This is a genomic window from Ktedonobacteraceae bacterium (assembly GCA_035653615.1).
Taxonomy (GTDB): domain Bacteria; phylum Chloroflexota; class Ktedonobacteria; order Ktedonobacterales; family Ktedonobacteraceae; genus DASRBN01.
Genome location: DASRBN010000003.1, coordinates 177,442 through 194,168, shown reverse-complemented (window position 1 = coordinate 194,168; position 16,727 = coordinate 177,442). Strand labels below are relative to the sequence as shown.

11 protein-coding genes are annotated in these 16,727 nt (G+C 51.7%); 5 read left to right on the top strand and 6 right to left on the bottom strand.

Features of this window, described 5'->3' with window-relative positions; genetic code table 11:
• Positions 1 to 272: 272 nt before the first annotated feature.
• On the top strand, positions 273 to 1,301 hold the full coding sequence (locus tag VFA09_02305) for a gluconeogenesis factor YvcK family protein (protein HZU66085.1): 1,029 nt from the start codon (positions 273 to 275) through the stop codon (positions 1,299 to 1,301).
• A gap of 59 nt (positions 1,302 to 1,360) precedes the next feature.
• Here VFA09_02305 and VFA09_02300 read toward each other — a convergent pair whose 3' ends face one another.
• The 3 genes from VFA09_02300 to VFA09_02290 form a co-directional block, all read right to left on the bottom strand.
• Positions 1,361 to 1,654 (bottom strand): GYD domain-containing protein, encoded by a 294-nt coding sequence (locus VFA09_02300; protein HZU66084.1) that lies wholly within the window; start codon positions 1,652 to 1,654, stop codon positions 1,361 to 1,363.
• A 164-nt stretch (positions 1,655 to 1,818) separates the two neighbouring features.
• The gene (locus VFA09_02295; GenBank protein ID HZU66083.1) at positions 1,819 to 3,216 is read right to left on the bottom strand and encodes a gamma-glutamylcyclotransferase family protein; all 1,398 of its coding nucleotides are present in this window, start codon (positions 3,214 to 3,216) and stop codon (positions 1,819 to 1,821) included.
• A 106-nt stretch (positions 3,217 to 3,322) separates the two neighbouring features.
• Entirely contained in the window at positions 3,323 to 4,192 is an 870-nt protein-coding gene (locus tag VFA09_02290) for a translation initiation factor eIF-2B (protein ID HZU66082.1), read from the bottom strand.
• 302 nt (positions 4,193 to 4,494) lie between these two features.
• On the opposite strand from VFA09_02290, the gene VFA09_02285 reads away from it, so the two are divergent.
• Positions 4,495 to 6,075 (top strand): PLP-dependent aminotransferase family protein, encoded by a 1,581-nt coding sequence (locus tag VFA09_02285; protein ID HZU66081.1) that lies wholly within the window; start codon positions 4,495 to 4,497, stop codon positions 6,073 to 6,075.
• A gap of 60 nt (positions 6,076 to 6,135) precedes the next feature.
• Here VFA09_02285 and VFA09_02280 read toward each other — a convergent pair whose 3' ends face one another.
• Entirely contained in the window at positions 6,136 to 6,801 is a 666-nt protein-coding gene (locus VFA09_02280; GenBank protein HZU66080.1) for a sigma-70 family RNA polymerase sigma factor, read from the bottom strand.
• Between the two features lie 386 nt (positions 6,802 to 7,187).
• On the opposite strand from VFA09_02280, the gene VFA09_02275 reads away from it, so the two are divergent.
• Positions 7,188 to 10,667 (top strand): ACT domain-containing protein, encoded by a 3,480-nt coding sequence (locus VFA09_02275; protein ID HZU66079.1) that lies wholly within the window; start codon positions 7,188 to 7,190, stop codon positions 10,665 to 10,667.
• A gap of 24 nt (positions 10,668 to 10,691) precedes the next feature.
• The gene (locus VFA09_02270) at positions 10,692 to 12,335 is read left to right on the top strand and encodes a winged helix-turn-helix domain-containing protein (protein ID HZU66078.1); all 1,644 of its coding nucleotides are present in this window, start codon (positions 10,692 to 10,694) and stop codon (positions 12,333 to 12,335) included.
• A gap of 39 nt (positions 12,336 to 12,374) precedes the next feature.
• On the opposite strand, the gene VFA09_02265 is transcribed toward VFA09_02270, so the two are convergent.
• Entirely contained in the window at positions 12,375 to 13,553 is a 1,179-nt protein-coding gene (locus tag VFA09_02265) for a hypothetical protein (GenBank protein HZU66077.1), read from the bottom strand.
• Between the two features lie 440 nt (positions 13,554 to 13,993).
• Positions 13,994 to 14,944, bottom strand: coding sequence for a CHAP domain-containing protein (locus VFA09_02260; protein HZU66076.1), 951 nt, complete (start codon positions 14,942 to 14,944; stop codon positions 13,994 to 13,996).
• Between the two features lie 394 nt (positions 14,945 to 15,338).
• Here VFA09_02260 and VFA09_02255 point away from each other — a divergent pair, with 394 nt between their 5' ends.
• The gene (locus tag VFA09_02255; GenBank protein ID HZU66075.1) at positions 15,339 to 16,727 is read left to right on the top strand and encodes a mercuric reductase; all 1,389 of its coding nucleotides are present in this window, start codon (positions 15,339 to 15,341) and stop codon (positions 16,725 to 16,727) included.

Sequence of the window (16,727 nt, the reverse complement as noted above, 5' to 3'; positions counted from 1 at the left end):
TCTTCTCTCTTTAGTTTTATGAATGCGTTGCGTACCATGCACACAATGCCCCAATATGGGTAGGTATTTTACTTCTCTTGATTGTATCATGAAAGGGGTAATATCATGAAAAAAACCGTTGCCAATTGCTATCATAGCACACTTGCAGGCCCACTACAAGCCAATGTCTGCTTGCACTGCATGCTTGCTTGCACTGCTGAAGAGTCCATGTTAAACTCTGTTTTGCAGGCTCTATCATAATTCACCCGTTCATCTCAGATAGGAGAACCTTTTTGCCAGCATATCATCATACCGGAGATCGATTTGCAGGACGCCGCGTCGTTACCATAGGCGGCGGCTCAGGAACCTTCTCTTTTCTCTCGCATCTGAAAAAATACCCTTTCAATATCACTGCCATTGTCACCATGTCCGACAGCGGTGGCAGTTCCCGCAGGTTGATGGACGAATTTCGTCGCCAGTTGCCCCTCGGTGATTTGCGCATGTCACTGGTCGCGCTGGCCCGTAATGGAGCCTTATGGCGCGAAGTATTTATGCACCGCTTCCAGCAATCAGAAGATAACGATGAACACGAAACCGTTCGTGGTGTAGCCGGTCACAGCCTCGGCAACCTTATCCTCAAGGGGCTACAGGACATCAACAACGGCGATCTCCTGCTAGCCATCGAAGACGCCCAGGAACTGCTCAATACAGCCGGGCGCGTGCTGCCGGTTACCCTCTCACAAACCAGCATTTGCGCGGAACTCGCGGATGGCACAACCATCTGCGGCGAGACGGATATTGATACCAGGGGGAAGAAGAATCTTGGCCCGCTCTCACCCATTGCGTGCCTGCGTTTGCAACCCGAAGACGCTCCCGGCTGCGCCCAGGCTATACGGGCCATCAAGCGAGCGGATACAATTATTATCGGCCCCGGCGATCTCTATACCAGCCTGCTACCCAATCTGCTCGTAAAAGATATCGCCTGTGCCGTGCGCGAATCCGATGCTGAGAAAGTCTATGTCTGCAATCTAATGACCAAACATGGCGAAACGGATGGCTTCAAGGCCTCCGATTTTGTCAAGGAGCTTCATAAATACCTGGGCGGGCATGTAGATCGCGTTCTTGTCAATAATGGCCCATTTCCACCCGATGTGCTGACAACCTATGCCCAGGAAGTCAGTGAACCGGTCATAGCCGACCGCGCACAATTATTACGCCTTGTGCCTCATGTCGTGATCGAACCCCTGAATCTGGAGAACGACCGGCTTGCGCGTCATGATCCTGAACGCCTCGTTCGCGCCATCTTTCCCAACGATGAATAGTGACGACTTCGCCGTAGGGACCAATTGATCGCGCCCACCGCCGATTCATCGGCCTCCTACTAATGCACGCCTCGCGCGATTTCCTCGAATTCTTCACGTGGAAATGCGCGCATGGTCTGGGTGCGCACACTGCCCTGTGCAATAGTACCAAGGATCAGGCGAGCAGCCGTCTGGTCATCGGGAACCTCGGTGATGATCACATAATCAAACGAACCCATTACCAGGTAGAAACCGACCAGCCGCCCCCCGGCCTCTTTTACCGCTGCATCTAACGACTGCAACCGCTGTGGCGCATTCTTGATATCTTTGAAGCCCTGCTCGGTGAGATTGACCAGGCTAATGTAGGTTGGCATAGCTGTTCCTCCATATGCTGACAAGAACCCTGAATAGCATCCACGATACATTCAACTCTACTGCTGATTGTACCTATTATAATGATTATATACAAGCTCATCATTATGGGGCATTCCGTAGGGACAGTGCCTATCCCTACGGAATCGCGGCACGGGCACTGTCCCTACGGGGCGGATATTTTTCGAAAGTACACCCATCCCTCACAAAACCCGGCCAGCGCGCCTACCAGCGCATTCAATGCGTAATGCTGTCCGGCATTGCCACCAATCACAACAAGACCACTATTGAGCAAGAGATACGCCAGGGCCGCCAGTATCAGGCCGATATACGGGCGCGCGAACCATGTCATCACCACGAACCCCGGCAGGCCAACCGCAGTCTGCTTTCTCAGCGTAAGAATCCCGCTCACACATGCTCCCAATAAACCATACACCAGCACATACCAGGGCACACCGAGTACCGCAAAGCTGACGGCGAACATAGTATTCCCATATCCAATTGCCTGCAAGCACGCCAGCGTAAGCGTCGCCAGCAACAACACAACCAGGTAAAGCGCAAAAGCCGTTAACCAGCGAACCGGATAGCGTGCCAGCAGAGCGTCCTGCCCATGCTCATTCGACTTCTCTTTCATGCTATCGGCATCGGCTGCGCCTTTTACTATGGGCAATGGCTCGGTATTGCGCTCAACCGGCCCGGCAGCAGTTCTCTTCCGCGTCTCAATTCCTGCTGCGAATCGTTTCAACTCCATCAGATAATCACCGGGCAATTGCTGCCGCGTGGCGCATGCAAGCAGTTGCTGAGCATATGCTAACCGCGTTTCCTCATGTACGGATGGCGGCCAGAGCGACTGTCGCTGGCGCGTAACGGGGGCAATATAGGTCAGGCAACGTACTTCGCGGTTGCGATAGATCTCATGCACGGTAACTTCTAACGGTGCGAATACGGTCGCTCCGTGAATCTTATCAAGGAGAGAAAGCTCTTCACCATTTCGCTCGGCCAGGCGGCGCGGCACACGATACAATATGCCCCATACTCCGGCATCCGCTTGCTGCGCAGGGACGATAGTAGCCGCTACCTGGCCCGAACCCATCTCGACGCCATCCGGCACAATGCGGTACCCCCTCAATATGGCCGCTCCATACGTCAGAGCCAGGCCATTCAGTCGCTCAGGGCTGTTCAAATAAGCCGCATCCATCGCCAGGCCATATTCAAAAAGCCACATGAACTCCCATTGTTCCTGGCCAGAAGATTCTTGTTTGCTCCTTGACTGTGAAGGAGCCTTTGAAGCAGCAGCTTCCCCATCGTCGTAATCTTCTGGCAATGGGGGAGCCTCTGGAGCCGCCGCTGGAAATTCCGCCATAGCATTCTGTGATGCTTGCCCGGATAAACGCAACTGATCTGCTCTGGCAGCCCTTAGCCCGGGTGTACGCGGGGGTGGCGTGTTGCCGCGCACAATCGTCACACCTGGCACGACGAAATGCTCTGTGGTCGCTGTTTCTAGCCCGTTCGGCCCTTCAACCAGGCCTTCCGGTTGATTGTTCTGTTCATTGCTGGTACCCATGAAAATCCCTTTCCCTTCCCACTTTGCGATCAGATACTTGCTATCCCTACCACCAGGATACCGCTTTGCTCGCCTTTCACCAAATCGATAGGACTCTTGTGACCTTTTAAACCACGCCCTTTAATGAGGTTGCAATCTCAGCGATCTTCTGCTTGCTCAATATCCCTTGTTCGCTAAAGATCGCCGTAACAAGATGCGCCGGAGTCCGATCAAAATAGAAATTGCGTACCGTCACACCGGGAATAGGTTCAGCCAGCACTTCCGACGCCTCTTTCTCCTCTAATTGCGCCAGGTCACCAGACCAACCACGTGGGGAAACCTTCAACGTCTCGCACAGCACATAAAAGGGAATAGAATGACCCTGGGCCGCCCATCCCAGCAACGCCGTTCCCGCTTTATTCAGCACATCCCCGTTCGCCAGCACCGAATCTGCTCCCACCACCACCGCCTGGCATTGCGGCAGAAAAATATCCGCCTGCGCATCCGTAATCAACGTCACCGCCATATGATGCTGGCTCAATGCCTTCGCCATATCGCGTCCTTCGTAGCGTGGGCGGCCCTCCAGCACAATAACGCCTCGAATCTGCTCGCGGCAGGAGACCAGCACATCCAGCACCGTGCCTGAGATACTATCCGTCATTAACGTGCCATGCAAGAAAGGACGAGCATAGCGCGCAATATGCTCTGTAGCCGTATCGTATTCTTTCAGCAGGCGCTCTGCCTCGCGCGCCATGCCCTCTACTCCATCCGGCGCGGAGAGAATGCGCCCCACTGCTCCGGCCAGTGCCGCCATAGCCGGGCGGGCATGCGCCAGTTCCGACCCGGCCTGCTGCAATTGCTGCAACCGTTCGTCAGCGGAACTATTCGCCTGGATTGCTATGTCGTGCAAGATCGAGATCGTCTCACGTACCAGCCAGCGCGAGCCATGCTCGCGATCATTGCGCACCTGGTCAATGCGCTGCTCGAAATTACTCATTTCACACCTCTCATTGTATGGGAATATGAATTATTCGCCGTGAACCATCTACTCGCAACACCACTATCTTTAATACTATAATGCACAAAGGCCCTGTCATTCTGAGTGCAACGAAGAATCCTTGTCCGGGGCCTGTCATTCTGAGTGCAACGAAGAACCCTTGTCCCCACTTATAGGTAATCACCGATCTATCTTCATACCTTTATCCAGAATTGGCCCACTTCTTATGAGCCAATTGGCCTTGTAATTGGCCGAAAAGATACGTTACACTACTATTGGTAGGTACCAATCAGGAGAAAACCATGCGACAGCACTCAAATCAGTACTCGCCAAGACCATTATTTACAGCACCGATCCATACGCTCATCCAGCTTGAACGCAACAGTGGTTTGCCGTTATACCGGCAGATTTGCCAGAAACTGCGCGAAGCCATCCTCTCAGGTGAGCTGGCCGAGGGCACGCGCCTGCCTACCGAGCGTATGCTGGCGAGCGAACTGGGCGTCAATCGAACCACCGTCATGAACGCCTATAACGAACTCGCCAGCGAAGGTCTGATTGAGGGGCATGTCGGACGCGGCACACTGGTAAAACGCAATCATTTCCTGCATGATAGCGATGGATTCGAGGACGAGGCCGCCTCCTGGCTCTTAGGCTTGCCCGCCGGCGAACGCGAAATTCTTGGCCCGGATGCTGGAATGCTGAGCGAACTCGCCTCAGCAGGTGAGCGGCGAGAAATCCTCTCCCTTGCGCCCGGTTCGCCTGCTCCCAACCTGCTGCCCGCACAGATGCTGCGCTCAGTCTTCACCGATGGTCTCCTCGCCGCCAGCCAATCCGCGCTGGGCTACTGCCCGGTTGAGGGACTGCACAGCCTGCGCAAGGGCATCGCGGCACGTATGCGCCGGCGCGGCGTCAGCGTCGACGCGCAGCATATCCTCATCCTCTCCGGCTCAACCCAGGGCGTTGGACTGATCGGACGCTTTCTGCTCAATCCAGGCGATGAAGTCGTCGTCGAAGTCCCTACCTACCTGGGGGCGATCCAGGCTTTCCGCTCTCTGAATGCGCGCGTTATCGGTGTGCCCATGGATAGCGATGGGATTCGTGTCGATTTGCTGGAATCCATCCTGGCGCGTCGTCGCCCGCGCTTTATCTATATCCAGCCCGTCTTTCAAAATCCAACGGGTGTCGTGATGTCGCAGGAACGCCGGCGCCGCCTGCTAGTTCTGGCGAAGCGCTATCAAACCCCGATACTTGAAGATGATCCTTATGGAGAAATTTACTTTGATGGTAAAGCGCCGCAGCCATTGAAGGCGCTGGATACGAATGGGCAGGTGCTTTACCTGAGCACCTTTTCCAAAATACTGGCCCCCGGCCTGCGCGTGGCCTGGATGGCGGCGCCGGAACTGATCATTGAGCGTCTGGCATTGCATAAGCAAATCTTTGATCTGACCACAAACTCTCTGGGACAATGGGTCGTTTCAGAAGTGATACGCCGCAATATGCTGGACGACCACCTGGCGATGCTGCGCGAACAGTACCGGCACAAGCGCGACCTGATGTTGCAGGCAATCGGCAGGTACTGGCCAGCCGAGGTGCGTGTCAATTCGCCCAACGGCGGCTTTCATCTCTGGTGTCGCCTGCCCGGAGATTTGCGCGCCCGCACCCTGCTGCGCGAAGCCGCCAACGAGCAGGTTGCTTTCCTGATCGGCGAGCCATTCCACGTCGATGGAGGTGGTCAACAGCACTTTCGCCTGAGCTACGCCTTCCCCGTTGAAGAAGACATCGAGGAGGGTGTCAAGCGCATAGGCAAGGCCATCAAACGCCTGCTTGAACGTCGCTCCTCGCGCGAGGAGCAGAGGCAGGTTGAACATATACCGATGGTGTAGCTCATTGCCCCTGCTCGCTCTTTATGGATCGACCGGCGCCAGGAAAAAGGTAGAGCAGGCTCATCTTCTTTTCCTCTTATATGCTGCCATGTCTACATCTATCTCTCGCGCAATATTGCCTCTGGCGGCTCCAAGCGAAGCCTGCAACAGGTGGCGCTCCTTCTCATCATCCGGCCATTCATAGCCCGTATCCAGGCCATGCGCTTCACAGGCGTTCAAAAATTGATCCAGGTCATCCACCCGATCCCTGACCGTACAAAACGCAACATGCCTCTGCCGGGCATGGAGCTGTGCTATAGCCCTGGTTATGTTTGATAAAAGCTCCGCTTCCGCCTCGTTTTGCTCCACAATATGTTCTGGTGAGTCCAGTTCTTCGCAGAACGTCTCCAGCATGAAGTCAGCAGAAAGTTCCCCATCTATGTCCGTCCGCAAAGAGATATGCTCCCTCAATTGACGCAGTATATTCACGACCTCGTTATGGACAATCCTTCGAAGATACGCCCTGGGATTATCGATATCTTTCTTTTGCAGCGCCTGCCAGAGCTTGATGCGAGACACCTGCGCCAGATCATCTATGTCGAAATCCACGTGCGTGAACATACTGCTGCTAACAGGCAGTGCTTTCCGGGCCAGAAGCTGAATATACCAATCGATCTCTTCTAATACACGCTCAATATCAGGATCAGCATCGGAAATGGATGGACCAGGTAAACCAATTGTACCCATGATGACCTCCTCCTGGCTTGCCGCTCTGAATATTTACGTAATTATTATATACGATATTCTTACGATAATTACAATATGTAAAAATTAGAAACATAAGTGCTGAGTTATGCAAAATAAGCTACTGTAGGGGCTGCGGTTTGTCCCTGTCCTGATATGAGCAAGGAAAATGCCTTAAAACCCGATTAAAGCCGGTATAAATAGCCTATATTTCAGGTCAAAAACATATCGAAAATATACATATTATTACTTCTTATAACTATTATAGAACGTTAGGAAATTACATTTTGGCCTTGACAAACCTGCTATGCTAGGGATATGCTGGAGATTGGGTAGTGTGATTAGTAAAAAAGAGTTATCATTCCTTTACGGATAGGGAGAGAATAATTATGGTTCTATTACATTCACACTCTGACCTTACAGTCTGGAAACCGGAGCCAACTGTCCTACCTGAAAAGTGGGTAGAGTTAGCAAATAAGTTGGCGGCTCAGGGCAAGGGCTCGCTGCATCGCTACGTCCTGAATGTACGCTACGATTCGCAAGCAGTGGGTGATACGCTGCGCTGCTGGGGTTTACCCTGGCCTGTTGTCATGGCCGGTTATCTCTGGGAATATGACAAAGAACAAATCCGCTCCAGCAACCTGGATGATACAGACGACATCCTTAGCCTGATAGATGAAGCGAACTTCTACGCCAGCAATATCGAAGATGACAACCTGCTCGTCCTGCTCAAGCCTCCTTACCGTGACCTGGGAGCATTGCTCATAGCGGTTGCTATTTATTACCACGCCTTGAAGGCGCACCAGGAACTCAGTAATGAACATCCATTGACAAGTTTAATGCAGCCACGCATCGAGCGTATTGGGGAGACATTGCTCAATATTTCGACGATTCTTGGTATGTGGCACTTCAAACACCAGATCGAGGACTTGAACGAACAGCTGTATGATTCACAGAAATTTGTAGAGGATGCGCAAGAGTTAGCGCGTATTGTGGCAGAAGACGAAGCAAAACTGCGTAATGTATGCGAGCTTTTCGCGGATTTTTACCTGCAAACCACGCGGCGGACTATCCACACCTTCTACTCGATATGTAACATACGGGGAATGAGGCGCCGCTACCAGGATGCCCATACCACCATTACATCGCTAAAAAGACAGCTCACCGGTTTTGACCTGGCTACTTTCGAGATTCTTGCGCCTACTATTCAAGAATGTTATGCCATCCTCGGAGTTTTAAGCCAGCTCGGTCAAATTCAGGATCGTGTTACCGATTTGATCGCCACGCCTAAGCTGAATGGTCTTAGTCATCTCGCGTTCGGACTCATCCTTAAACTTCCGGATACGTATGAAAACCTGCTAGCAGCAGATCAGCAGCCTCCCATCTGCCAGATACAAATCTCAACGCCCATTATGCACGCGGTCGCCTGGTACGGGTGCCTTTTCCCTCGTTGCTATCAGATGTACATACGGAAAACACACCAGGATGAGGACATCCAGCTCTTACCTGAGGAGCTATGGAACAGCGCGGAAGGCAAAATTTTTTCTGCTATCAAGCAAAATCTCACCTCTGTGCAGATACAGAATAGCGATGCTCCCCTGATTGTCTATGACAAGAATAACAGGCCAATCGGGCTGAAAAAAGGAGCGACGGCGCTCGATTTTGCCTATGAACTCGATAACGCCATCGGCGAACACGCGGTCGATGCCATCGTAAATAACCGCAAAACGGTCCTCTATCAGAGGCTGAATGCCGCTGATATCGTTGAGATAAGGACATCGGAAGAGATTCAGGTACGGGACTACTGGGCGCACTTTACCACAACAGCGGAAACGCAAAGGAAAATTACTGAGACACTGAACCGCCGGTCTTCTGATCGTAGAGATAGGGGATATAGTTTGCTTTACCAGGAGTTAGCCCGGCATCATTTTTTCCTCTCGCAAGAAATCTTGCACGAAGAATTAAACCTGCTGGTAGAACAGAATAATCTTGGGACGCCGCAGGCATACCTGGAACAACTCGACGATCAAGCAGAACAGCGCTTTACCCCGAAATGGGCCGCCTCCGAAATCATGCAGCAGATCATGGAACACAACACTGTTCACCTTACAGGAAGGCATCACTGGATTCCCGCTCCTGATAGACAGGCAATCGCGAATAAGAAGCTTTCTCATCAACACCTGTGTAATTTCTGCCAGCCAACGTACCCTCGTGATATGAAAATTATGGGCCGCCTGCACAAACACAGCGGTAAACTCGTTGTGCATAGAGATAGTTGCCCCTATTTGATCGATCGCACAGGTCATACTGCTTCGATGCTTATACCTATGATCTGGGAACTTCAACCACCAGCATTCCAGGTTGCGTTCTTTCTCCTCGCCCAGGACCGTAGAGGACTGATTCTCGACATCGCCAGGCAAATACGTAAATATCAATGCGATTTGATCTCTATTCATGCGCAAGGGGAAATTGACCAATCCAATCAAGCAACGGTTCGCTTCACCATAGAAACGCATAACAACAAAGAAGTAGTAGATCTCTGGCAGAGGCTTCGCAAAATCGACCAGGTTTTGCTCGTCGAAATCGATCTCGCTGAAACCCCGATTCAAGTATATGATCGGTTGCAGAAACAATACAAACAACAGGTTTCGACATCAGACCAGGCAGCAGCGAAAAGTTCCTGGCCGGAGCCAGCCCCAGCCATCCCGATTCAAGAACAACGCAGTATCATCCTACACAATCCTTTTGACATTTCCCGACCTGCCACCGCCACAATGTTTTTCGGCCGCACTCACGAAACGGAAACGATGCGGCGCGAGCTATGCGATAGCAAAAATGGCAAGGCGCTTATCCTCTATGGGCCTTTAAGGTCCGGCAAATCATCTATTTGCCGGAACTTTCTTGATCTCTACATACAACCACCCTCCTGGGGCGTACTCTTTTCGTTACAAAACGCCACCGGGCAAACAGAAGAAACAATCCTGCAACAATTAGCAGGAAAAATAAGCGAAGAATTTAGCAAACAGTTATGGCAGCCGGGACCCGACTGGCAAGACTATCATGATACTGATCCCGAAATACGCTTCCGCCATCTGCTGGAAAACTGCTTCTCACGGGCACCCGATGCTCGCCTGGTGCTGGTATTAGATGAATTCGGTGGCGTTCTCGAATCTTATCAGAAGGACATTCCCGAGTACCGCTTCTTTACCTACTGGAAAGAATTGATAGCCGAGTTCCCACAACTCAGCCTGGTGATTGTCTTACCGATGAGTTCGCATAGGCTTTTAACCTCGAAAAAATTCGTCAATGTGTTTAGCTTTACGCAGCAATTGCCGATTTCATTTCTCGACAACGAGAGCGCGCAACAACTGCTGGTCGATCCCCTACGCGATCAAGCGATAGAGATTCATGCCAGCACACTTACCCTGGCACTCAAACTGACCGGAGGTAATCCCTATTACATGACCCTGATTGGCCAGCAGTTGATCCATTACTTGAATCGAGAAATTCACCAGCAAGAGGTGACGGATGCAGACCTGCGCGTGATTGTCGATCAACTGATCGAGGTAGGTTCAAGCCAGAACTTCGATTTTCTGGCCAGGGAACTGCAAAACCGGGAAGAATTCCTGCTGCTAGAAAAGATCGTTGATCTAACAGAGCATACGAAACAGGCGAAAGTGCAGTTGAGACGAATTGCGGAAGGTCTGCAATTGCCGCTCTCTTCAGTGCGCAGGCACCTTGATCGCCTGCGTATCGGGCTTATTCTCGACGAAAATGGACCGCAGGTTAACCCATATTACTCATTCAAAATTGACCTGGTGCGCAGCTGGCTCACACGCAATCGCTGGCTCTTTGCCAATCACCTATAAAACCATCTATTGAGGAGTACTTGTATGTTGTACTGGTCAGCGCTACCCAATCCTTTCAGCAGGCTTGCAACACAAAGCCTGCTGGAATCTCCCACTGAGAAAACCACCGATACCTCTGAAATCATTACCGGGCATGTTTCTGGCCGAAGGAGTGATATCATAGATATTGTAACAGGCGTGCAGAGCGCCATTCTCATGACGGGAGCATCGCAAATCGGCAAATCCACCCTGCTGCGCTATTTAGCGCGTCCACCTCAAAGTGAATGGTCCTGGCGCGATGAATTGGCAGACCTGCGTGACCAATGGAAGTTTGACGATTTCCATTTCATCCCTGTTGAACTGTCACCTCTCGAAGAGATCGAGCGCAAAGATGACCTGCTTCTGGCTTTTGCCAGGCAGTGTGCCATTGGACTACTAGCGGTCAATGCTCCATGTGAAGCGGATGGCAAAAAGTTTTCCGAGCTTTTGCGGGGTATCAATCAGTTTTTACGCGACAAACGCCAGGAGACCCCTTTCGCACGTTTCTTCCTCGTAATCGATACCCTCGAATATGTGGGCAAACACGATCTGGAACTATCTGGAGAGGGTGTGCGAGCGCACCAGAACCGCGGGCTGACCCTACTTGATCAGTGCGGGGCGCTGCGCATGCTCGTTGACCTGATCGATGAATTCAACAATTTTGGCGTGCTTCTCTCAACCCAGAGCCTTCCACGTCCAAGTCTGGAAGATCAATTCAAACAAGTATCAGCGGACCTGGCCCGTTTTGCCACCACCACCTTACAAATTTTTACCTGGGAAGATGCGCAAAAGCTGGTCGCACAACATCCGGAGTCTTTTGGAACGAACTGGGCAAAAACGTTTCGCGCGGCAGGTGAAAGCTGCATTTTCACAGATGCGGAGCAACAATGGATACTTGAACAGGCCGGGACGCATCCGTATCTCCTTCACCAGTATTGCTTGCGTACATTTCGTTACAAACAACAATATGCCTCCCAATATGGCAAATGGACAGAGTTGAAAAGCAGGGATCAGGACACAATTAACGAATACACCCGGGAGCGGTTGAGCATCTTTCTTGCTCACTTCTGGCAAAGGCTGCAGGAGGCATTAGACAAAAGCACCCCGGAAACACGACGCGACTTTTATGACTTTATCCATAGGGCAGCCCAGAAGCAGGCTGATGAAACAATGAGTCTTGATGAGTGGCATCAACATAGTCAACAACTCCGCTATATACTTTATAACGAGGGAGTTGTTCGCTCCGGTCTGTTCCAACCCGTCCACTTTCCGGGCGCTATCTTAAGCAATTATCTGCTGCAAAAGGTCAAAGAACGGGCCCTGACCTCAACTTCAGCTCCTGTTCAACCCTCATTACCGGCGCGTGGGAGCGGACTTATTATCAGGCAATCTCATGAGAGCGAGAAACATCTCCCGCTCACCGAAACGGAGTTTCGCTTAATGAAAACCCTGCTTGAACATGCTCAACACTGCACAGAAGAGCAACTTATCACGAATGTCTGGGGCAAGCCTATTGGACATACAACGTTTACCCAGCGTCTCTTTCACCTGCGAAAGAAGTTAAAAGAATGCGCAGGCGAAGAAATCATTGAAAATCACTATGGGGGAATCTATACCCTCAATCATCCAGATTGGTTCACGTTGGAGTGAGAGACACATAACGAAGGCGATTTACTATAGGGACGGTAACTACTTGCCCAATTTCACATCTTCGAGACGTCTTTCTGCCACCCTCAAATAAGCCAACCCTAAGTCTGGCTTCTCGTCATAGAGGATATTCACGATGGCGCCGATAAAGGCTTTTTCCACGATGTAATAGTTCAAGACAAAGCGTGCCAGCACGCTTTTCTGATTCGTCAGGTGCAGGTAATCCTCAAGCATGCTGTTCGCCACTTCTGCGTTGGAACGCACATCGACATCAACGACGAGCATGGCAAAATCGCTAAGAATATCTATCGTGCTGTACATCGGATTAAAATCTACAGCATCTAAGGCTTTCACCCTCTCCCAGGGCTGCTCATTGCGCTGTGCCTCATAAGGCATAATCCAGATATTACGCGCTTTCAGATCTCCATGACAACGTCGGATACGCCCCTCATTCACCCGGCCATCAAAATATTTTTGATACTTGTCTTCTGCGAAGACTGGCAGCAATCTGGCCTTGAGAACACCGTTAAAATCTCGAAGAGCTTTAAAGGCGACGCTCTGCAAAATGGCCTTATCATCCGTTGGTGGCGAATCAACGAAAGCAAAGTTATGTTGTAGCTTTTCCCTCAGTTGTTCGACACTCCCCCACTTTCCTCTTCCACCAGCACCAGGCACTACTTTCTCATCTTTATCATCAATGCGGTGTATGGCTGCCATATAGCGGGCAAGAACCGATGCATAATATTTACTAGATAATATATTGTCTCGCCTCAGTAGAGTATCCAGGCGTCTCCCTCTTGGCAACTCCTTCATCAGTAAAGCGTATTCAGCACCTGGCTCAAGCTCTTCTAGAGTTGGATCCTCGAGAATTTCTCCAGCACAAATGAGTTTTCTTTCTTTAGGGTCTGCGACTTGAGCCAATCCAAGATAGACATCTTTCGTGAATTTTTTGTTCCACCGTAAGGCATCAAGTTGACAACGTTGGCGTTTCTCGGCAGTCTCAAGGCTATAGCGAATATCTTTGTAGTTGTTCAGTATTTTCATCACTACGTGATTGTTTTCAGGATCACGTGTGAAAAATAAAGTAGCGTTTTCTGCTTTTCGCACATTATCAATTTTGTAATAGGTAGGGTTAGCTGGGAGTCCAGAGGTAGAAGGCACTGTAGAGGATTTAAGTGCCGACGTAATACGTGAAGGACTGTATGCATGCAAAATGCCCATATTATTCTCCCCTGCCCAGAAATATCACCCTATTATGACGCCAAAAAATAGATTATTCCAAAAACCCATGCGAAGATCGAAAGCCCTGCTATGTATTTGTTGAGTTCCATCCAGAGCCAATCAGGAGCTTCCCCCGAAGCAACCCGTAATCTCTTTCCTTCTGCCCATATAACCAGGATTACAGCTATAGCCCTCTCAAATATAGCTTCATCCTTTACAACGGTCAGGTAGATTCATAGTAACCCTGCAATGAGAACTTATCCTATATAACTATTCTATCTTGATTCTAACACTAACTAACAAGCACAGGAATTAATCTAATATATAAATCAATGAATATATATGAAAAATGGCTGTGTATTGCCTGAAGCACCCAGAAACCAGTGCGAAATACAAAGCGCTCTGCCATTAGTACGGCAGAGCGCGCTACCAACGTAGCGTCACGAGTGCCACACAAAGCTGACGCCGGGTCCAGGATAGAAGGTATAGTACGACAAAATATCCCAACCACCGCCATTGTACCAGTTATAATTACTGGTGTAGACGCTGCCATCCGGGTTAATCTTCTCCACGACGGCCACGTGCCCGAGATAGCCCGCGCCCTGCACGCCTGGCTGCAATACGATGATCGAGGGAACTTTGGGCGTCGACGAAACAACCCAACCATACGCCCTGGCGCCATTGGCCCACGCCCAGGCATCGCCCGACCATGGCACCCAGTAACCGGTTAGCGCGTGATAGCGCATATTGGCCCAATATGTACACTCACCAAAGCCAAAGCGGTTGGGACCACCAGACCCTCCACCACCAAAATACTGGCCGCCACCTTGTGGGGGATTATAACTACCGCCCTGCTTTGTAATGGCTGTGGCAGTTGCTGCTTGCTGCGCTACCAGGCTTGGATTGCTGCTGTTGCCCCCAAACATATTGCCTACAATCTGGATCGGGTTAAAGCCGCGGGCGCCTTCATTACCGGCAGGGGATACGGCCATGGCTGTTCCCAGCGTAATCATCAGCATGAGAAATGAGACGGCGGCGCTGATTACCCAGCGGCGGGCCTTTGGCGGGTGAGCAGGTTTGCTTTTTTTGGTATCGCCGCGAATGACAACCGGCTGGCGTAACGACGTGGTGGTGCTGCGAGGAAATGGAGTGGGCAATGCACCCGTCTGGACTTCCGGTAATACTCCTGTCACGCCAGGAGAAGACGTAGAGGCCCCCAACGGGCCTGTCGTTGTGGGAGGAGGCGTGAAATCCAGGAGCCGTGTCTTTCTCACAGTAAACGGGCTACTATTGGGAAAAGGCAACTGCTCCACGGGAGGGTCCTGGCTTACCTGCCCCAGAAACGGCAATTCGTTGGTAACGCTACTTTGACGATCTTCAAAAGACGACATACAAAGTCCCCAATCCATCAGGTTGCATCGAAATAATATGACCCGCGCCTATCCGTCCACAGACGATAAGGAGCATGTCGAATGTCCATAACACTTAATAGAACTTTACTCGCTCGATTTTTCTCGGTCAACGCTCTTAGTTCAGGCGTAGGACTATGGTACCAGCACAAAACACAACCTTAACCGGGGCAGCGTATCTGATGATTACTCATACTGTGGTGAGGGATTCTTCGCTGCGCTCAGAATGACATGGTGCGAGCATGTCATTCTGAGCGCAGCGAAGAATCCCTCGCCAACTTCTGGAGAATCGCCAGCAACGTATACATAGTAGCCCATCCCAGAACAAGATATAATACGCACATACATGCGCACAAAACAAAAGGAGAAACAGCACATGGCAATATCAACATACGACGCAATCATCATCGGCGCGGGACAGGCAGGCGGCCCGCTTTCCACTGCGCTGGCAAAAGCCGGGTGGAAAACGGCCATCATCGAGCGTACCCACGTAGGCGGCACCTGTATCAACGAGGGATGCACGCCCACCAAAACCATGGTCGCCAGCGCTCGAGTAGCATATTTAGCGCGTAGAGGCGCCGATTATGGCGTCCATACCGGCCCCATTACCATCGACATGGCTAAAGTACGCCAGCGCAAGCGTGACATCGTTAATAGCTTCCGTTCCGGCAGCGAGCGCCGTATCGAAAGCACCGCAGGCGATGACCTCTTAATGGGTGAGGCACATTTTACCGGCCCCAAAGAGTTGGAAGTGCGCCTGAACAGCGGAGAAGTGCGGCAATTGAGCGCCGGTACCATCTTCATCAATGCCGGTGATAGGCCGGCAGAGCCGGACATCAAGGGCGTGGAAAACGTGCCAACACTCAATTCGACGACGATTATGGAGCTTGACACGGTCCCCGAACACCTGCTCATCATCGGCGGCGGCTACGTCGGACTGGAATTTGGGCAAATGTTCCGCCGCTTCGGCAGCGCGGTAACTATCGTGCAGCGTGGCGCGAACCTGCTCACGCGCGAGGACCCCGACGTGGCCGAGGCAGTCGCGAACATCCTGCGCGAGGACGGCCTGGGAATCCTGCTGCAAACGAAGCCGGTGAGCGTAGAAAAAACCTCTGATGGGCACATTGCATTGACCGTGCAGGGACCCGAAGGCGAGCGCGTCCTCAACGGCTCTCACCTGCTCATGGCCGCCGGGCGCGTCCCCAACACCGACTGGCTCAACCTGCCCGCCACCGGCATTCAGGTTGATAAACGCGGCTACATCCTGACAAACGACCGCCTGGAGACCAGCGTCCCCGGCATCTACGCCCTGGGCGATATCAAAGGCGGACCGGCCTTCACGCACATCTCCTACGACGATTTCCGCATCATCCGCACCAACCTGCTTGAACACGGTAACGCCAGCATTCGCGACCGCCTGGTACCCTACACCGTCTTCATCGATCCCCAGCTTGGGCGTGTCGGCCTGAGCGAGACCGAGGCCAGAGCGTCCGGTCGCAACATCAAAGTAGCAAAGATGCCTATGGACTACGTAGCCCGCGCCCTGGAAGTAGACGAATCCCGTGGCTTCATGAAGGCCATCGTAGACGCTGACAACAACCAGATTCTCGGCTGCGCCATCCTCGGCATCGAGGGCGGCGAGATCATGGCCATGCTAGAAATCGCCATGCTGGGCAAAGTTCCCTACACCACCCTGCGCGAGGCCATCTTCGCCCATCCAACGCTGGCGGAGTCGTTGAATAATTTGTTTGGGATGATCGAGTAA

Bases quoted from the DNA above. Each gene is read 5' to 3' on its own strand.
- VFA09_02300 (HZU66084.1), bottom strand. From the start codon at position 1,654: ATGCCAACCTACATTAGCCTGGTCAATCTCACCGAGCAGGGCTTCAAA.
- VFA09_02295 (HZU66083.1), bottom strand. From the start codon at position 3,216: ATGGGTACCAGCAATGAACAGAACAATCAACCGGAAGGCCTGGTTGAA.
- VFA09_02290 (HZU66082.1), bottom strand. From the start codon at position 4,192: ATGAGTAATTTCGAGCAGCGCATTGACCAGGTGCGCAATGATCGCGAG.
- VFA09_02285 (HZU66081.1), top strand. From the start codon at position 4,495: ATGCGACAGCACTCAAATCAGTACTCGCCAAGACCATTATTTACAGCA.
- VFA09_02280 (HZU66080.1), bottom strand. From the start codon at position 6,801: ATGGGTACAATTGGTTTACCTGGTCCATCCATTTCCGATGCTGATCCT.
- VFA09_02275 (HZU66079.1), top strand. From the start codon at position 7,188: ATGGTTCTATTACATTCACACTCTGACCTTACAGTCTGGAAACCGGAG.
- VFA09_02270 (HZU66078.1), top strand. From the start codon at position 10,692: ATGTTGTACTGGTCAGCGCTACCCAATCCTTTCAGCAGGCTTGCAACA.
- VFA09_02265 (HZU66077.1), bottom strand. From the start codon at position 13,553: ATGGGCATTTTGCATGCATACAGTCCTTCACGTATTACGTCGGCACTT.
- VFA09_02260 (HZU66076.1), bottom strand. From the start codon at position 14,944: ATGTCGTCTTTTGAAGATCGTCAAAGTAGCGTTACCAACGAATTGCCG.
- VFA09_02255 (HZU66075.1), top strand. From the start codon at position 15,339: ATGGCAATATCAACATACGACGCAATCATCATCGGCGCGGGACAGGCA.